18 protein-coding genes and 2 pseudogenes are annotated in these 16,931 nt (G+C 70.9%); 13 read left to right on the forward strand and 7 right to left on the reverse strand.

Annotation, left to right across the window (positions count from 1 at the left end):
- Positions 1 to 115: 115 nt before the first annotated feature.
- The 5 genes from AC07FN_RS34990 to AC07FN_RS35010 form a co-directional block, all read right to left on the reverse strand.
- Positions 116 to 1,729 (reverse strand): flavin-containing monooxygenase, encoded by a 1,614-nt coding sequence (locus tag AC07FN_RS34990; RefSeq protein ID WP_478399480.1) that lies wholly within the window; start codon positions 1,727 to 1,729, stop codon positions 116 to 118.
- On the reverse strand, positions 1,726 to 2,670 hold the full coding sequence (locus AC07FN_RS34995; RefSeq protein WP_478399481.1) for an alpha/beta hydrolase: 945 nt from the start codon (positions 2,668 to 2,670) through the stop codon (positions 1,726 to 1,728). Before AC07FN_RS34995 ends, AC07FN_RS34990 begins: the two co-directional genes overlap by 4 nt.
- 10 nt (positions 2,671 to 2,680) lie before the next feature.
- Positions 2,681 to 3,421 (reverse strand): SDR family NAD(P)-dependent oxidoreductase, encoded by a 741-nt coding sequence (locus AC07FN_RS35000; RefSeq protein WP_478399482.1) that lies wholly within the window; start codon positions 3,419 to 3,421, stop codon positions 2,681 to 2,683.
- Between the two features lie 107 nt (positions 3,422 to 3,528).
- A complete protein-coding gene (locus AC07FN_RS35005; RefSeq protein WP_478399483.1) occupies positions 3,529 to 4,269 on the reverse strand; it encodes an SDR family NAD(P)-dependent oxidoreductase in 741 nt (246 codons plus the stop codon).
- Between the two features lie 180 nt (positions 4,270 to 4,449).
- The gene (locus tag AC07FN_RS35010) at positions 4,450 to 5,088 is read right to left on the reverse strand and encodes a TetR/AcrR family transcriptional regulator (RefSeq protein WP_478399484.1); all 639 of its coding nucleotides are present in this window, start codon (positions 5,086 to 5,088) and stop codon (positions 4,450 to 4,452) included.
- Positions 5,089 to 5,280: 192 nt separating this feature from the next.
- Here AC07FN_RS35010 and AC07FN_RS35015 point away from each other — a divergent pair, with 192 nt between their 5' ends.
- The 11 genes and pseudogenes from AC07FN_RS35015 (at position 5,281) to AC07FN_RS35065 (ending at position 13,024) form a co-directional block, all read left to right on the forward strand.
- Positions 5,281 to 6,897 (forward strand): AMP-binding protein, encoded by a 1,617-nt coding sequence (locus AC07FN_RS35015; protein WP_478399485.1) that lies wholly within the window; start codon positions 5,281 to 5,283, stop codon positions 6,895 to 6,897.
- 403 nt (positions 6,898 to 7,300) lie between these two features.
- The gene (locus tag AC07FN_RS35020; RefSeq protein WP_478399486.1) at positions 7,301 to 8,188 is read left to right on the forward strand and encodes an LLM class F420-dependent oxidoreductase; all 888 of its coding nucleotides are present in this window, start codon (positions 7,301 to 7,303) and stop codon (positions 8,186 to 8,188) included.
- Positions 8,185 to 8,661 (forward strand): nuclear transport factor 2 family protein, encoded by a 477-nt coding sequence (locus tag AC07FN_RS35025; protein ID WP_478399487.1) that lies wholly within the window; start codon positions 8,185 to 8,187, stop codon positions 8,659 to 8,661. Before AC07FN_RS35020 ends, AC07FN_RS35025 begins: the two co-directional genes overlap by 4 nt.
- Positions 8,654 to 9,472: an SDR family NAD(P)-dependent oxidoreductase gene (locus AC07FN_RS35030; protein WP_478399488.1), complete on the forward strand. Its 819-nt coding sequence runs from the start codon at positions 8,654 to 8,656 to the stop codon at positions 9,470 to 9,472. Before AC07FN_RS35025 ends, AC07FN_RS35030 begins: the two co-directional genes overlap by 8 nt.
- Before the next feature lie 23 nt (positions 9,473 to 9,495).
- Positions 9,496 to 10,257: an SDR family NAD(P)-dependent oxidoreductase gene (locus AC07FN_RS35035; protein ID WP_478399489.1), complete on the forward strand. Its 762-nt coding sequence runs from the start codon at positions 9,496 to 9,498 to the stop codon at positions 10,255 to 10,257.
- Between the two features lie 28 nt (positions 10,258 to 10,285).
- A pseudogene (locus AC07FN_RS35040) lies at positions 10,286 to 10,543 on the forward strand (SDR family NAD(P)-dependent oxidoreductase); the annotation flags it as partial.
- Between the two features lie 160 nt (positions 10,544 to 10,703).
- Positions 10,704 to 11,042 carry an SDR family NAD(P)-dependent oxidoreductase gene (locus tag AC07FN_RS35045; protein WP_478399490.1) on the forward strand — a complete coding sequence of 113 codons (339 nt, stop codon included), beginning with the start codon at positions 10,704 to 10,706 and terminating at the stop codon, positions 11,040 to 11,042.
- Positions 11,039 to 11,554, forward strand: a complete 516-nt coding sequence (locus AC07FN_RS35050) for a nuclear transport factor 2 family protein (protein WP_478399491.1) — start codon at positions 11,039 to 11,041, stop codon at positions 11,552 to 11,554. The genes AC07FN_RS35045 and AC07FN_RS35050 overlap by 4 nt, the downstream gene beginning before the upstream one ends.
- 45 nt (positions 11,555 to 11,599) lie before the next feature.
- A complete protein-coding gene (locus AC07FN_RS35055; RefSeq protein ID WP_478399492.1) occupies positions 11,600 to 11,917 on the forward strand; it encodes a hypothetical protein in 318 nt (105 codons plus the stop codon).
- A gap of 83 nt (positions 11,918 to 12,000) precedes the next feature.
- Positions 12,001 to 12,429, forward strand: a complete 429-nt coding sequence (locus AC07FN_RS35060) for a hypothetical protein (RefSeq protein WP_478399493.1) — start codon at positions 12,001 to 12,003, stop codon at positions 12,427 to 12,429.
- 10 nt (positions 12,430 to 12,439) lie between these two features.
- Complete coding sequence (locus AC07FN_RS35065; RefSeq protein ID WP_478399494.1) at positions 12,440 to 13,024, forward strand: TIGR03086 family metal-binding protein; 585 nt, start codon at positions 12,440 to 12,442, stop codon at positions 13,022 to 13,024.
- 101 nt (positions 13,025 to 13,125) lie between these two features.
- On the opposite strand, the gene AC07FN_RS35070 is transcribed toward AC07FN_RS35065, so the two are convergent.
- Positions 13,126 to 13,416, reverse strand: a complete 291-nt coding sequence (locus tag AC07FN_RS35070) for a hypothetical protein (protein ID WP_478399495.1) — start codon at positions 13,414 to 13,416, stop codon at positions 13,126 to 13,128.
- A 59-nt stretch (positions 13,417 to 13,475) separates the two neighbouring features.
- Between AC07FN_RS35070 and AC07FN_RS35075 the strand changes: the two are divergent.
- Positions 13,476 to 13,628 (forward strand): annotated as a pseudogene (locus AC07FN_RS35075) (helix-turn-helix domain-containing protein); the annotation flags it as partial.
- A gap of 71 nt (positions 13,629 to 13,699) precedes the next feature.
- Here the strand turns inward: AC07FN_RS35075 and AC07FN_RS35080 are convergent.
- A complete protein-coding gene (locus AC07FN_RS35080; protein ID WP_478399496.1) occupies positions 13,700 to 14,920 on the reverse strand; it encodes a PucR family transcriptional regulator in 1,221 nt (406 codons plus the stop codon).
- Between the two features lie 143 nt (positions 14,921 to 15,063).
- Here AC07FN_RS35080 and AC07FN_RS35085 point away from each other — a divergent pair, with 143 nt between their 5' ends.
- The gene (locus AC07FN_RS35085) at positions 15,064 to 16,857 is read left to right on the forward strand and encodes an FAD-binding dehydrogenase (protein ID WP_478399497.1); all 1,794 of its coding nucleotides are present in this window, start codon (positions 15,064 to 15,066) and stop codon (positions 16,855 to 16,857) included.
- Positions 16,858 to 16,931 lie beyond the last annotated feature (74 nt).

The following is a 16,931-nucleotide window of genomic DNA, read 5'->3' on the forward strand; positions in this document are numbered from 1 at the left end:
TTTCTCCCACACCTGCTTGTGGGTGTTCCCTTCCGCGATGGTATGTTTTTCTTTCTCTGTTCCTTTTTGGTGGGGGGGGGGGGGGGGGCCCCCCCCCCCCCCCCCCCCACCACCGTCAGCGAGCCGTGAACACGAATCCCTCGTAGCCGTCGGCCTTGATCGCCTCGCAGCGCTCGCGGTAGACGCCCAGTCCTGCCACGTAGGGCATGAACCGGCGCGGCTTGCCCTCGATGTTCGCGCCGAGGTACCAGGAGTTGGCCCGGGGGAACAGCGTGGCGTCCGCGGCCTGCTGGACGTGATCGGTCCACTTCACCGCGGCGTCGTCGCGCACTTCCACCTGGGCCGCCCCGGTCTCGTCGGCGTGCCGGATCAGCTCGGCCAGCCAGTCGACCTGCTGCTCCGCCGTCAGCACCATGTTGGACAGCACCGACGGCGCGCCGGGGCCGTTGACGGTGAAGAGGTTGGGGAAGCCGGGGATCTGCACGCCGAGGTAGGTGACCGGCCCCTCGGCCCACGCGTCCCGGATCCGGTCGCCGCGCGGGCCGGTGATGTCGATCCGGGTGAGCGCACCGGTCATCGCGTCGAACCCGGTGGCGTACACCAGCACGTCCAGTTCGTGGAATCCCGCGCTGGTCTCGATGCCCGCGCCGGTGATCCGCGTGATGGGTTCCCGGCGCAGGTTGACCAGCGCGACCTTGTCCAGGTTGAACGTCTCGAAGTACCCGGAGTCGGTGCAGATCCGCTTGGTCCCGATGGGGTGGTCGGTGGGGATCAGGTCCTCGGCGGTGCGCTGGTCCGCAACGATCTGCCGGATCTTCCGCTCCGCGAACTCGCGCGCGAAGTCGTTCGCCTCGATGTCGGTGAACTGGTCGGGGAAGGTCTTGCCGAACAGCACACCACCGTTGCGCCACCCCGCCTCCAGCGCGGCCTCGCGCTCTTCCGGGGTGCATTCGGCCGCGCGCTTCGGGTGCGGTTGGTGCGGCGATCCGCCGCCGCTCATGCGCGCCTTCGCCCGCCGCGCCGGGTATTCCTCGCGGATGCGGCGCTGGTCGGCGTCGGTGAGCTGCCGGTTCAGCGCGGGCACGCTGTAGTTCGGCGTGCGCTGGAAAACGGTGAGCGAGTCGGCCTCCCCGGCGAGGATCGGCACCGACTGGACCGACGACGAGCCCGTGCCGATGATGCCGACGCGCTTGCCCTGCAGCGACGGGCCGGGCTCCGGCCAGCGCGCGGTGAAGTACGTCTCGCCGGCGAAGGTGTCGGCGCCGGGGATGTCCGGCTTGTTCGGGGCCGACAGCGAGCCGGTGGCGAACAGGACGTACCGCGCGAGGTGCTCGTCCCCGTCCTCGGTGCGCACCGCCCACCGCGACGCGCTCTCGTCGAAGTCCGCGGCCACGACCCGCTTGTTCAACTCGACGTGCGACCGCAGGTCGAACCGGTCCGCGACGTGGTGGATGTAGGAGAGGATCTCCGGCTGGGTCGCGTAGCGCTCGCTCCACACCCAGTCGCGCTGCAGGTCTTCGTCGAACGAGTAGGAGTAGTCGATGCTCTCCACGTCGCAGCGGGCACCGGGATAGCGGTTGAAGAACCACGTGCCGCCGATGTCCTCGCCTGCTTCGAGGCAGATCACGTCGAGCCCGGCTCGCCGGAACGCGTGCACGGCGTACAGACCGGCGAATCCGGCGCCGACGACCAGGACGTCGCGCACCGCGCTGTGAGCTCCGATGGTCAAGACGTTGCTCCTTGCTTCGTAGCTGCGCACAGGTCGTGCCACAGCAGATCGCGGGCCGACCGGGCGGCCTGCAGGGACATGATGGTCAGGAACCCGTGGAACAGGCCCGGATAGTGCCGGTGCGTCACCGGAACCCCGTCCCGGGCCAGCGCGGCCGCGTACGCCCTTCCCTCGTCGGACAGCGGGTCCAGGCCCGCGGTGACGACGACGGCGGGCGGCAGGCCGCGCAAGGTGTCCGCGGCGGGCGGGACGACCTGGTGCCGGGGCCCGGCCACGTCGTCCGCCGGCAGGTACTGGCGCCAGTACCACTCCATGGCGGCCCTGGTGTTCCCGTAACCGGTGCCGTACTCGCGGTAGCTGCCGGTGTCGCACGACGGGTCGAGCACGGGGTAGAGCAGCACTTGGCCGGCCACCGCGGGCCCTCCGCCGTCCCGGGCCATCAGGCAGGCGGCAGCGGCGAGGTTCCCGCCCGCGCTGTCGCCGGCGATCAGCAGCCGGCCCGGGTCGCCACCGAACGCGCGGGCGTTCTCGGCGGCCCAGGTCAGTGCGGCATAGGCGTCGAGGACGGCGGCCGGCGCCTTGTGCTCGGGCGCGAGCCGGTAGTCCACCGAGACCACCACCGACGACGTCCGTCCCGACAGCTCGCGGCAGAACGCGTCGTGCGACTCGATGTCGCAGAACACGAACCCGCCGCCGTGGCAGAAGACGACGACCGGCAACGGTTCGTCACCGCGCCGGTGCGGGAAGTACAGGCGGACGGGCACACCGCCCCCGGGTCCGGGGATCTCGCGGTCTTCGGTGCGCGCCACATCGTCCCGGTTTCGCACCGGTTGCCGCCGCGCCGCGATCGCCGCCCGCGCCTCCGCCCCCGTCATCTCCTCGACCTTCGGGAATCCCGCGTCGAGCGACCGGATGACCGCCGCGACCTCTGCGTCGAACACGTTCGCCTCCTCAGATCGTCTGGCCGCCGTCGATCACGAAGTCCTGCCCGGTGCAGTAGCTGCTCGCGTCGCCGGCCAGGAACGCCACGAGCGCGGACACCTCCGCGGGCGCACCGACCCGCGGGATCGGCTGGTTCGCCACCGCGCCGCCGCCCGCTCTGGTCTCGTCGGAGATCATCGCGGTGTCGATCGCGCCGGGGCAGATGCAGTTGACCCGGATCCCGGACTCGCCGAGCTCCTTGGCCGCCGACTTGCTCGCCCCGCGCAGCCCCCACTTCGAGGCGCCGTAGCCGATCCCACCGGCGAACCCCGTGAGCCCCGCGGTCGAGGCGACGTTGATGATCGAGCCACCCCGGTCGCGCATCAGCGGGAGCACGGCCTGCATCCCGAGGATCGGCCCGACCAGGTTGACGTCCAGCGCCCGCACGAGGTGGTCCTCCTCGAGCGCCGCCAGCGGGGCCAAGCCGTAGAACCCCGCGTTGTTGACGAGCACGTCGACCCGGCCGAACTCGGCCCGAGTGCGCCGCATCGCTTCGTCCCACGCGCTCTTGCTCCGCACGTCCAGTTCCAGTGCGAGGGTCTTCGCGTCGATCTCCGCAGCGACCGCAGCGACCGCGCCCTCATCGAGGTCGGCAAGCACCACGTCGGCCCCGAACCGCGCCAGCGTTCTGGCGTGCTCGGCGCCCTGCCCCTGCGCGGCACCGGTGATGAACGCGACCTTGTCCCGCAAATCCACCAGCTGCTCCGTCACATCCCACATCCCTCATGATCACCGAGCAAGCGCTTGGTGCGGTGGACCATACACTCTCCCGGGGGATGGAGCGAGATCGTCCGACCAATCCACGGCGTCGCCCCGGCTCACTTCCCCACTGCCGTCCAACCTCCGTCGACCGGCAGGCAGACCCCGGTGACGAAAGGAGAGTCCAGGAGCAGGAACTCGATGGCGCGGGCCTGTTCGTCCGGGTCGGCCAGCCGGCCCAGCGGAGTGCGGGCCCGGGTGGCCCCGGTGTCGTAGCCCCGGTCGACCATCTCCTGGACCATGGGGGTCAGCGTGTGCCCGGGCGCGACGGCGTTCACCCGGACGCCGCGATCCGCCCATTCGACCGCGAGGTTCTCGGTGAGCTGCCGGACGGCCGCTTTCGCGACGCCGTAATCGGCCTGGTCGACCCAGCCCCGGTAGGCGGTGGTCGACGCCACGGTCACGATGGACGCGTCCGCGCGGCGGGCATCCATCGCCCGGACCAGCTCGCGGGCCGCCACCAGGGTTCCGACCACGTGCACGTCCAGCACGCGCCGGTACTTCTCCAGGTCGAGGTCGAGCGCAGGCACGAACTCGCCGCGGATCCCGTGGCTGGTGACGAGCCGCGTCGCGATGCCCGCCCGCCGGGCAGCCTCCGCGAGCGCGTCGCGCACCTCGTCCTCCCGGGTCACGTCCACGCAGAACGCCTGGAGCAGCCCGGGGAATTCGTCACCGGCAGGAGCCGCCGGTTGCCGGTCGAGCACGGTGACGTGCAGACCGCGTACCAGCAGCCGCTGGACCACGGCGAGCCCGATCCCGCTGTTTCCGCCCGTGACCACCGCGCGTTCTCGTTGTCCCATCAAACCAACCTAGCAATTGCTTGCTTGATTCGACAGGTGTGCCCGAGGCGGCCGGCGAGAACGCGGGCGCCGGCCTGAGCGCATCGGCGGAACCGACACCGGTGGCCGCCCACCAACGCAGAACCGCGGAGCTGACTGAGACCGTCAGCCCCGCGGGCAACTGCAGCTACAGGTGCGGACCTAGCTCGAGAGGAGGCCGCCGTAGAGGACGTGGAGGTACTGCTTGGCGATGGCCTCCGGCTTGTACTTGCCGCGCGGGCGGTACCAGCGCACGGACGACCAGACGGTGTCGCGGATGAACCGGTAGGTGATGTTCATGTCGACGTCGGCGCGGAAGATCCCGGCCTTCTGCCCGGCGACCAGCAACCGCAGCCAGATCTTCTCGATCTCCCGGCTGAACTCGCCGACGTATTCGAAGCCGGGCTGGCGGGCGAGCGCCACCACCTGGGCCTGGTAGAGCGCGACCGCGTGCGGGGTCGCGGAGATGGCCTCGAAGGACGCGACGATCAGCTCGTCGAGCGCCGCGCGGGGGTCGACGCTGTCCTGCTCGATCTGGCGGAACCGGTCGCGCAGGGCGGACAGGAAGCCCCGCAGGATCTCGTCGAGCATCGCCTCCTTCGAGCTGAAGTGGTGGTAGAGGCTGCCCGAGAGGATGCCCGCCTCGTCGGCGATGTCCCGGACGGTGGTCTCGGCGTACCCTCTCGTGGCGAACAGCGTCGCGGCGATGCTCAGCAGCTGGCTCCGCCGGTCGGAGCCGCTGCCGCCTCCTGCCGAGGCCGCACCGCGCTTGGCCGACCCCGACCGGGTCCTCGTCGCCATCTCGCCTTCCTTCCCGCAGACCGCGAATCCCCCACAACAACAAGCGTTTGGTCGACAGTCTGCCACAGCCGCGCCCGCGCACCCGCCACCGGCCCCCGCGGCACGCCGGTCCCGCACCGCGCAAGGCCTGGTCTGCGGGCGCACCCGCCGCTAGGATCACCTAGCAAGCATTTGGTCGTCTCGAAGGAGAGCGTGGGCACGGTGAACACCCCGATGACGATCCCCCTCCTCGTCGCGGAGGCCGCACGGCGGCATCCCGACCAACCCGCCGTCGTCGACGGGGACATCCGGGTCACCTACGAACAGCTGGCCGGGCTCGTGACCGAGACGGCGCGCGCGTACGCGGCGCGCGGCCTGCGCCGGGGCGACCGCGCGGCCATCTGGGCGCCGAACCGGCTGGAGTTCATCCTCGCGCTCCTGGGCGCGCAGTCCATCGGCGCCATCGTCGTCCCGCTCAACAGCCGCTACCGGGGCCACGAGGCGGCGGCCGTCCTGGCCCGCTCCCGCGCCTCGACGCTCGTCCTCGCCAACGGGTTCCTGGGCATCGACTTCCTCGAGATGCTCCGCACCGCCGCCGCGGAATCGCCTGGTCAGGCCGGGGACGGCCCCATTCTAGGGCTGCCCCACCTGCACACCGTGGTGGACCTGGGCGGGCAGCCCGCCGACGGCGTGCTCAGCTGGCCGGACTTCATCTCCGGCGGCCGCTCGGTGGACCACGACCGGTTCGAGGCGATGGTCGCCGCGGTGACGCCCGACGACATCTGCGACATCATGTTCACCTCGGGCACCACGGGCATCCCCAAGGGCGTGCTCACGGCGCACCGGCAGACGATCGACGTCGCGCGGGTCTGGGCCGAGCGGGCCGAGCTGAGCACGGCCGACCGCTACGCCATCGTCAACCCGTTCTTCCACGGCTTCGGCTACAAGGCCGGCATGATCACCGCGATCACCGCGGGGAGCACGATCTACCCGGTCGCCACCTTCCAGGCCGACGATCTGCTCGAACTCATCCAGGCGGAGCGGATCTCGGTGCTACCCGGCGCGCCGACCCTGTTCACGTCCCTGCTCAACCACCCCCGGCTGGCGGAGTACGACCTCTCGTCGCTGCGGTTCTCCGTCGCCGGGGCCGCGACGGTGCCGAAGTCGCTGTTCCAGCGGATGCGCGACGAGCTGGGTTTCACGTCCGTGAGCCAGGCCTACGGCCTGACCGAGGCGGTCGTGGTGACCCAGTCCCTCCCGGACGACGACCCGGTGCACATCGCGGAGACGACCGGCCCGCCCGTCGACGGGATGGAGCTCCGCATCGTGGACCCCGCGGGCGACGACGTGCCCGCCGGCGACGAGGGCGAGATCCTGATCCGGGGCCGCAACGTCATGCTCGGCTACTTCGAGGACGAGCAGGCCACCGCCGAGACCATCGACGCCGACGGATGGCTCCGCACCGGCGACGTGGGCCGCCTCGACGAGCACGGTTGCCTGCAGGTCACCGACCGGATCAAGGACATGTTCACCGTCGGCGGGTTCAACGTCTACCCGGCCGAGGTGGAGAACGTCCTCGCCACGCACCCGGACGTGTCGGAGTCGGCCGTCGTGGCGAAGCCCGACCCGCGGATGGGCTCGGTCGCCCTCGCGTTCGTGGTGCCGCGCGGCGGGAGCAGGCCGACGGAGGGCTCTCTGATCGAGTACTGCCGGGCCCGGCTCGCGAACTTCAAGGTGCCGAGGGAGATCGTCGTCCGGGACGAGCTGCCGAAGAACGCCAGCGGCAAGATCCTCAAGACCAAGCTCCGCCCCGCGGCGAAGGAAGCGTGACGCGCCGGGTCGGCGGCGGTCACCCGCCGCCGACCCGGCGTCTGAACCCCGCCGACGGCACGAACGCGATTTCACGGGGAATTGCGCCACCCCAGGATGGTTACACCCTTCGCTCCCCATGGCCGCACCGCACCGTTTCCGCAGGTAGTGCGCGATTCCGCGAGAAATGCACCCTCCGCCCGGGGGGACGTCGAACTCCCGCGAAGCCGACAGCGGTGATTTGCACTCGGCGGCTCACCGCGCGCAGGTGAGCGCCGCAGGAATACGGCCACTTCCCATCACTGTCCACATTGGGCATCGCACGCGTGATGCGCGCGGCGATGCCGGAGCGCGCGCCATCGTAACCAGATAAACAAGCAAACGCTAGGTTTGTATTCTCGTCTCGCTCTCGTAGGATTCCGTTATGAGATACGCCGTAATGGCTCCGGTGGCGGCCGGCGTCACCGCCCGGCCCGATTGGATGGGCGAATTCGCCCGGCACGCCGAGGCATGCGGGTTCGAATCGATCGTCGCGGTCGAGCACGCCGTCGTGGTCAGCCGGTACTCCAGCGTCTACCCCTACGCGAGTTCCGGGAAGATGGAGCTGGCCGACGACTGCGACATCCCGGATCCGCTGGACCTGCTGATGTTCCTCGCCGCGCACACGACCCGCATCGAGCTGGCCACGGGCGTGCTCGTGCTGCCCAACCACCATCCGGTGGTGCTGGCCAAGCGAGCGGCCACCATCGACGCGCTCTCCGGCGGCCGGCTGCGCCTGTGCGTCGGCATGGGCTGGATGCGGGAGGAGATCGAGGCGTGCGGGGCCGAGTTCGAGACCCGCGGGCGGCGGGCCGACGAGCAGATCGACGTGCTGCGCAAGCTGTGGGCCGACCGGTCGTCGACCGGTGTCGACCACGACGGCCGGTTCTTCTCCTTCGCCGGGGCGATGACCTACCCGAAGCCGGTCCGGCCCGGCGGGGTCCCCATCGACATCGGCGGGCACAGCCGGGCTGCCGCGCGGCGCGCGGGACGCCGCGGTGACGGCCTGCAGCCGCTCGGTGTCGGCGGCGCCGAGCTGCAGGAGCTCATCGACCTGATGCGGCAGGAGGCCGAAGCGGCGGACCGGGATCCCGACGCGCTGGAGGTCACGCTCGGGCACCTCGTCTCGGCGATCACCACCGAGAAGGCCGAGTCGCTGGCCGCGCGGGGCGCGAGCCGGATCGTACTGCAGCCCACGCCGACCACCGACCTGGCCGCCGTCAAGGACGAACTGTCCGCGTGCGCGCAGCGGGTCGGCCTGGCCGGGCGATGACGCTCACCACGGCCGACCGGGTCGAGCTCGCCGACCTGGTCGCCCGCTACGCGGCCGCCGTGGACGACCGCGCGTTCGCCGTGGCTGCGGCCCTGTTCACCGAGGGCGCCGTGCTGGCGATGCCGTCCCCGCCCGCCGAACTCGGCCCGTCCGATGTCCACAGTGGCCGATCGGCGATCGCCGGCGCCCTGCGCGCCGTCGAGGCTTTCGAACTCACCCAGCACGCGATCGTCGGCCAGGTCTTCGACGGCGACGGGCGGACCGCGACCGGCCGCATCGCGTGCATCGCCCACCACCTGGGCAAGCGGTCGTCGGGCGAGCCGATCAACCTCGTGTGGCACCTGCGCTACGCCGACGGCTACCGCAGGCAGGACGGCGCGTGGCGGTTCGCGCGCCGGGAGCTGTCCATCGACTGGATCGAGACCCGAACACCACGCCGCTCGCGCGTCCCCTCCTGGAGCGAAGATGACTGACCGACCACGGATCTGCGTCGTGACCGGAGGTGCGCTGGGCATCGGCGGCGCCATCAGCCGCCGGTTCGCCCGTGCCGGGGATCTCGTCGTGCTCAACGACGTGGACGGCGACGCCGCCCGCGCCGCGCAACTGGAGATCGAGGCCGCCGGCGGTCGCTGCGTGGTCGTCGTCGGCGACATCACCGACGACGACGTGGTGGCCGAGACCGCCGGGGCGGCGCTGTCCGCGGGAGACGGCCGGGTCGACGTGCTGGTCAACAACGTCGGGGACTTCCGCCCGACGTCGTGGACGTTCGTGCGGTCGACGCCGGAGCAGTGGCGCCGGCTCTACGAGCTGAACCTGCACCACGTGTTCACCATGACCCACGCGCTGCTGCCGGCGATGATCGAGCAGCGTCGCGGTGCCATCGTGAACAACTCGACCGTCGAGGCCTTCCGCGGCATTCCGGGCAAGGCCGCCTACTCGGCGTTCAACGCCGGGGTCTCGGCGTTCACGAAGAGCCTGGCGGTGGAGGTCGGGCAGCACGGCGTCAGGGTGAACGCCATCGCGCCCGATCTCGCGGACACCCCGCAGACCCCCGCCGCCGCGATGCTGCGTGACCGCGATCCCGAGCTGATCCGGACCTGGGTCCCGCTCGGCCGCTTTGGCGACGCGGACGACTACGCCGCGGCCGTGCAGTTCCTCGCCTCGGACGAGGCCTGCTACATCACCGGCCACACCCTGCCGGTCGACGGAGGCACGCTCGCCGCCTCGGGCTGGTACGGCCGCGCCGACGGCAAGGGCTGGACCAACTTCCCGAACAATCCTTAGGCACCACAACGGAAAGGGCGATCGTGACGGATTTCCAGGACAGGCGCGGCGTCGCGGTGGTGACCGGCGGGACCGGCGGTCTCGGCACCGCGATCTGCCGGATGCTCGCCGAACGCGGCGCCAGCGTCGCCCTGACCTACCGCAGCGACCAGCGGGCCGCCGAGCGCCTGGTCGCGGAGCTCGGCGGGGTGACCGCAGCGGACCGGCTCGACCTCACCGATGCCGAGCAGAGCAAGGTCTACCTGGACAGCGTCGTCGAACGCTTCGGCGCGATCCACACGCTCGTCCACGCGGCAGGTCCGCTGATCCCGCAGGTCCACCTCTCCAAGGTCGAACCGGCCGACTTCGCCAAGCACCTCGCCGCCGAGGCCGAGGCGTTCTTCAACGTCGTGCACGCCGCGCTGCCCGCGCTGCGCGCCAGCCGGGGCTCGATCGTCGCGATCACCACCGCGGCCACCCACCGCTACCCGGTCCGCGACGGGCTGTCCGCGGGCCCCAAGGGCGCCGTCGAGGCGACGGCCCGAGCTCTCGCCGCCGAGGAGGGCCGGTTCGGGATCCGCGTGAACTGCGTCGGCCCCGGCATGCTGACCGACGGCATGGCCGCCGAGCTGATGGCCAGCGGCGACCTCGACGAGCGGGCGCTGGAGGTCACCAAGCGCAACATCCCGCTGCGCGCCTTCGGCAGCGCCCAGGACATCGCGGAAGCCGCGTGCTTCCTCGCGTCGGACCGCGCGAAGTTCATCACCGGGCAGAAGCTCGACGTGGACGGCGGATACGGCGTCTGACCACCGACTACCCCTTCGAGGAGCACCCGTGCCGAACACCGCTCAGCCCACCATCGACCTCGGTTTCACCCCTGGAGACGTCCTGCTGGTCAGCGGCGCCGGGAGCGGGATCGGCGGGGCCGTCGCCCTCCGCGCCGCGGAGCTGGGGCTCGCCGTCGCCGCCTGGGATCTCGACGAGAGCGCCGTCGCCGCCACCGTCGACCGGATCACCGCGTCCGGCGGCAAGGCCCTCGCGGTCACGGCCGACGTCTCCGCGCCGGCCGAGGTCGAGCGGGGCTTCGCCGAGAGCCGTCGCCTCGGTGACATCCGCTACCTGGTGAACAACGCCGGGCCTTCCTCCGCCGGGAACCTCGACTTCGACGAGGGCGTCCGGATCGCGGTCGGCAGCGTCCGGTTGATGACCGAGACCTGGCTCGCCCGGCGGGGTCCCCGAGGGTGCCGCGCTGGTGAACGTCTCGTCGCTGGCCGGCAACCTCATCGGCACGGACTCGCCCTGGTACTGCGCCGCCAAGGCGGGGATCGCCGGCTACACCAGGCATCTCGCCACCTACCGGAACGCCGAGGTGCGCAGCAACGCGGTCGCCCCGGGCATGACCGATACCCCGCGGCTGCGGGGCTTCGTGCAAAGCGAGGTCGGGCAGCGGTCGTTGGAGAAGAACCCGATGAAGCGGATGGCGACCGGTGACGACATCGCGTGGGCCGCGCTGTTCCTGCTCTGCCCGCTCGCCTCCTACATCAACGGCGTCCTGCTGCCGGTGGACGGCGGCTGGACGGTGACCCAGTGACCGATCCGCTGACCGAACTGCTGGACGGGCAGCGGATCCGCGAGGTCGTGCTGCGCTACTGCCGCGGGATCGACCGGCTCGACTTCGACCTGGTGCGCTCGGCCTACCACCCCGGCGGCATCGACCACCACACCGGATTCGACGGCACGGTGGACGAATACGTCGAGTGGGTGCGTCCCCTGCTCGGCGGCTTCACCGGCACCACGCACATCGTCGGCAACCACCTCTGCGAGCTGCACGGTGACCAGGCGGTCGCCGAGACCTACGGGACCGCCGTCCACTGGGGATCGCCGGAATCCGATCCGCGGCGCAACTTCATCAGCGGCTTCCGCTACGTCGATCACATGGCCAAGCGCGACGGGCGGTGGGCGATCGTCGAGCGGTTCGCGGTGCGCGAGTGGACGCACTCGACGGTGGGCGCACAACTCGCCCCGGAAGGCGACGGACCGCGCGGGAGCCGGGACGCGGACGATCCGTACTACGTGCTGGCCCGGCGCATCCAGGAGGGCTGACGCCGGACGGCGCATCGGCATCACACGCGTCTTTAGGCTGCAGGCGTGAACCTCGACGAGTTGGTCAACAAGGTCGAAGCCGTGTCGGCGAACTACGCGCGCAAGTACGGCGTCGAACGGGACGCGACGTGGTTCCTGCTGAAGCTCCACGAAGAGCTCGGCGAGCTGACGCAGGCGTTCCTCATGATGACCGGACAAGCGCGGGACAAGGGGAAGAGCCCGGAAGAGCTGGGGACCGACTTCCGCGCGGAGGTGGCCGACGTGCTGTGCCAGGTGCTGCTCCTCGCCCACCACCACGACGTCGATCTGGCAGCGGAGATCGCACGAAAGTGGCTGGTGTGGAACCCCGCACCCCCGTCCTGATCAAGGGCCGCCGCGGCTTCGGCGGGCCGTGGCGTCATTACCATCACCGTCACGCCCGGGCGTTGGCTCGGGGTTGGGATACCTTGGACCGGCTGGTCGTCGACGACCACTGCGTGGTCACCGAGGGGTACCTGAAGCAGATCTACCCGGGTTCGTACGCCGCCCAGAGCGGAATCCCGGTCGACGACGAGTCGGCCGACTACCTCGTCGTCCACCGGCAACTGATCTTGTGGCCGGTGGACGAGAACGGCCTCGTGCAAAGCGAGGACTCCTACAGCACCGGACCCGCCAGCGTCACCAAGCTGTCGTTCGACCAGCTGCCGCAGGAGTACATCGATCTCGTGCACCCCGCCAGCGACCGAGCCGCGCTCCTGAGAGTCCCGGCACCGCCCGCACGTGAGGCCGGGGCAGTCCGCCTCGGTCCCGCGGCCGGCAGGACGGTCAGATCTCCATCCCTCCCGCAACCAGCGCCGGACCCGGTACGGCAGCCGATTGTCGGGGTGCGCTCGTAGGCTCCTGAACATGACCACAAAGCCGGTCGACGATCCACGTCCGCTCTTCGCCCGGTCACTGGACCAGACCGAGCAACAGATCGCGGCGGTACGCCCCGACGAGCTGAGCAACCGAACTCCCTGCGCCGACTACGACGTTCGCGCCCTTCTCGGGCATGTGGTCGCTGTGCTGCACAAGCTCGCCCGCGTCGGCGCCGGAGTCGACGCGCGCGATGTCCCGGACGTGATCGTCGGCATCGACGATGACGGCTGGTCCGGCGCATTCACCCGGGCCCGTGGCGAGGCCGAGCGGGTCTGGGCCGACGACGAGAAGCTCGACCGCATGGTCACCCTGCCGTGGGCCACGCTGCCTGGCCGGACCGCTCTCGACGCCTACACCCACGAGTTCACGGTCCATTCCTGGGACCTCGCGCACGCCACTGATCGGCTCGCCGAACTCGATCCCGACCTCGCCGCACAGGCACTCGAAGCATTCCCGAAGTTCGCGCCGCCGGAGGCGCGCAGCGGACAGGGCCCATTCGGGCCGGTCGTGCCAGCGCCCGACGATGCCGACGTTTACACGCGACTCGCCTCCTACCTGGGCCGCCGGCCATAGTCGGCAGCGGCGATGATGGGCGGGCCCAGTCCGTCGCCGCGATCGAAGTACGCAGATCCGGTATTGGGCGCACTCGACTGCTCGGGCAGTTTGGTTCCTCCTCATCGAAGATCCGCACTGGCGCCGACCGTGCGAGGTTCTTCCCGTCGGTCGATCACCTGAGCGGGCGCGCACCAGCCCGGCATTTCGTCGGGGTTGTTCAGCATTCGCCAGATTCGGTCGCGCGAGAACGGTGTCTCGCGCGGGCGGATGCCGACCGCTCGGCGGATGGCGTTGCCCAGGGCCGCCGGAACGGGGTTGAACGGGCTCTCGCTCATCGACTTCGCCCCGAACGGCCCGAGGTCGTCGAAGGTCTTGGCGAAGTGCACCTCGGTCTCCGGGACGTCGGCCACCTGCGGGATCCGGTAGGTGGCGCAGCACCGGGGTCAGCAGATTCCCCTGGACCCGGACCGCGGCCGCCATGCACCTGCACGTCAACACCGTCCACTACCGGATCGAACGGGTCGAAGCTCTCACCGGTCGCCGGGTGGCGAACCTGCACGACCGGATCGACCTGCAGGCCGCCCTCATCCTCCACCGGCAGTCGGACACGACCAGCCCGTAGGGGGGCTTCCGCAGATGCGGAACGGAACCATCCGATGATCACGGACGCGGCCGCACCTCCCTGGCGGGGAATCAGTGCGGGGTGCGGGCGATGAGGGCGGCTCGCAGGTGCGCCGCGTCCGTTGGGTCCGCGGGGTTCAGGCCCGTGAGTTCGGCGACCTTGCGCATCCGGTAATCGACCGTGTTCGGGTGGACGTGCAGTCTGCGGGCGGTGCGGCGCCGGTTCAGGCCCGTGCCGAGGTGGGTGCACAGCGTTTCCAGCAGGTCTGGTTCGTCCTCGATCGCGCGGAGCTTTCCCGCCAGCACGTCGCGGGCCGGGCCGGGGCGGGTGAGCTGGTAGTCCAGCGCTAGTTCGTCGAGCGTGTAGATCCCCGGTGGACGCCCGGCCACCGCGAGCCGGCGCAACTCGTGCGCGGTCCGCGCGGCTTCGGGGATACCGGGGACGGACGCCGGTACCGCGCCCACCGTCACGTCGGCGCCCGCAGCCGCGCCCGCGGCCAGGACCAGGTCGTGGACGCGCCGGTCCGGATCGGCCGCGTCGTCGCGGGCCAGCAGCACCACCCCGCCGTGCTTGTTGAGCCGGGACAGCAGCGGTTGCGGCGACCGGCGTTCCAGTTCCGCGCGGAACCGGCGGAGCTTCCGCCACCGCGCCACGTCCGCGTTGGTACCCGGCGCGGACTCGTCCGGATGCGCGGCGATCTCCACGTCGAGCACCGCGTAGCTGCCGGCCAACCGGATCCCCAGCCGGGCCGCCGCGTCGATCGAATCGCCCCCGGTCAGCAACGCCGCCAGCAGGTCTTGCTTCGCGGCGTGCGCATCGGCCAGGAAGGTGTCCCGCTCCTGGAAGTACACGGACGAGGCCACCGAGGTGATCTCGCGCAGGTAGCGGAGCACGAGGTCCACCACCCCGACCAGGGCGTGCATGTCCTCCGGCCGGGCCTGCGCGCTGAAGTGCTCCCACGCCACCCGGACACCCACGTTGTGCGCGTTGAGCACCGCCTCGATCGGCACGCCCTCTTCGGCCCGGTGCAGGATGTCCTCGCGCAGGTCGGTCAGCGACTTCGGGTCGGGGGCGCCGCCGTTGCGCAACATCCGCCCGACCATCGCCATGCCCCGCTCGATGATCCGGGTGATGTCCCCGCGCAGCTCCTCCTCCGGCAGTTCGGCGTACGCGGGCAACTCGGCGATCACCTGCGCGAGCACGGCGGGCACCAGCGCGGGCGCGGCGGCGGCGAGCACCTGGTGGAGCGGTTCGCCGCGCCAGCGGAGTTCGACCGCGTTGGATTCGATCACAACGATGACCTCCCAAGACTGGAGAACTCACCACCACCACTCCCCTCGTGCGGGGTCCAGCATGGTGACCAGAACCTTACCCAGAGGTAACTTGCGGTCGGCCGCACGTCGTCAGGGAAGATCGAACGGCAACAGGGGATGCTATGAACTCTCGCGGGAACGGCCGGATCAGCCGGCGCTCCGTGCTCATCACCGGCGGTGCGGCCGCAGTGAGCGCGGCCTTGCCCACAGCTGCCGCAGCCGCCGCACCGCACCCCGCCTCGGGTGCCGATGCCGACGCGATCGTCGTGGGCGGCGGCCTGGCAGGGCTGGTGGCCACCGCGGAGCTGGCGGCCGCGGGCCGCAAGGTCCTGCTCCTGGACCAGGAACCCGAAGCCAGCCTCGGCGGGCAGGCGTTCTGGTCGCTCGGCGGGCTGTTCTTCATCGACTCCGCGGAGCAGCGGCTGGCGGGGATCCGCGACTCGCTGGAACTGGCCCGCGCGGACTGGTTCGGCAACGCCGGTTTCGACCGCGGCACCGAGGACCCGCTGGGCGAGGACTACTGGGCTGCCCGCTGGGCCGAGGCGTACCTGGAATTCGCCGTGACGGAGAAGCGGTCCTGGCTGCACGGGATGGGTGTGCGGTGGGTGCCCATCGTCGGCTGGGCCGAGCGGGGCGGCCAGCTCGCGGACGGGCCGGGCAATTCGGTCCCCCGCTTCCACCTCACGCTCGGCACCGGCCCCGGCGTCATGGAGCCGTTCGAGAAGAAGGTGCGCGAGGCCGCCGCGCAGGGCCTGGTCTCCTTCCGGTTCCGCCACCAGGTGGACGAGCTCACGATCACCAACGGCGTCGTCGACGGCGTGCGGGGCGGTGTCCTGGAGCCCAGCGACGCGCCACGCGGCACGCCGAGTTCCCGCACCAGGGTCGGCGATTTCGAACTGCACGCGCCGGTGGTGATCGTCACCTCCGGCGGGATCGGCGGCAACCAGGACCTCGTCCGGCAGAACTGGCCGGACCGGCTGGGCGCACCGCCGAAGCGCATGGTGACCGGCGTGCCGGCCCACGTGGACGGCCGGATGCTGGCCATCAGCGAGCGGGCCGGTGCCCGGCTGGTCAACCGCGACCGCATGTGGCACTACACGGAGGGACTGGCCAACCACAGCCCGATCTGGCCCGACCACGGCATCCGGGTGCTCGCCGCGCCGTCCTCGCTGTGGTTCGACGCGCGCGGCCGCCGGTTCCCGAATCCCGGCATCCCGAGCTACGACACCCTCGGAACGCTCAAGCTGATCAAGGACACCGGCTACGACTACTCGTGGTTCGTGCTGAACCAGCGGATCATCGACAAGGAGTTCGTCCTCTCCGGTTCCGAGCAGAACCCGGAACTGACCAGGAAGGACCTGGCGGGCTACCTGGCGAGCAGGCTGCTGAACTCGACTCCGCCACCGGTCAAGGCGTTCCAGGACCGGGGCGAGGACTTCGTCGTCGCGCGAACCCTGCCGGAGCTGGTGGCCGGGATGAACCGGCTGGCCGGTGCGGACCTCGTGGATCCCGGCGACCTGGAGCGCCAGATCGCCATGCGGGACCGCCAGGTGGACAACAACTTCACCAAGGACGAACAGATCATGGGGATCCGCAACTCGCTGGCCTACTCCGGCGATCTCCTCGCGCGCACCACGCCCCTGCACAAGATCCTGGACCCGGACGCCGGTCCGCTGATCGCCATCAGGATGAACATCCTGACGCGCAAGACGCTCGGCGGCCTCCAGACCGACCTGTCCGGCCGGGTCCTGGACGCGCGAGCCGTCCCGATCCCCGGGCTGTACGCCGCGGGCGAGGTATCGGGCTTCGGCGGCGGCGGGGTCCACGGCTACCGCGCGCTGGAGGGCACTTTCCTCGGCGGCTGCCTGTTCTCCGGCCGCCAAGCGGGCCGGGCCGCAGCCGCGGCAACGGCCTGACCTGCGGAAGCCGAGGTCCCGGGCTCAGGAACCGGGACCTCAGCTATAGATCGGCCTTTTCGGCGTGTGCAACG

The organism is Saccharopolyspora sp. NPDC045941, from assembly GCF_056431445.1.

What these genes read in the sequence shown, in the direction of transcription:
- AC07FN_RS35085 (WP_478399497.1), top strand. Translation starts at nt 15,064, where the DNA reads ATGAACTCTCGCGGGAACGGCCGGATCAGCCGGCGCTCCGTGCTCATC.
- AC07FN_RS35025 (WP_478399487.1), top strand. Translation starts at nt 8,185, where the DNA reads ATGACGCTCACCACGGCCGACCGGGTCGAGCTCGCCGACCTGGTCGCC.
- AC07FN_RS35020 (WP_478399486.1), top strand. Translation starts at nt 7,301, where the DNA reads ATGAGATACGCCGTAATGGCTCCGGTGGCGGCCGGCGTCACCGCCCGG.
- AC07FN_RS35065 (WP_478399494.1), top strand. Translation starts at nt 12,440, where the DNA reads ATGACCACAAAGCCGGTCGACGATCCACGTCCGCTCTTCGCCCGGTCA.
- AC07FN_RS35030 (WP_478399488.1), top strand. Translation starts at nt 8,654, where the DNA reads ATGACTGACCGACCACGGATCTGCGTCGTGACCGGAGGTGCGCTGGGC.
- AC07FN_RS35005 (WP_478399483.1), bottom strand. Translation starts at nt 4,269, where the DNA reads ATGGGACAACGAGAACGCGCGGTGGTCACGGGCGGAAACAGCGGGATC.
- AC07FN_RS35010 (WP_478399484.1), bottom strand. Translation starts at nt 5,088, where the DNA reads ATGGCGACGAGGACCCGGTCGGGGTCGGCCAAGCGCGGTGCGGCCTCG.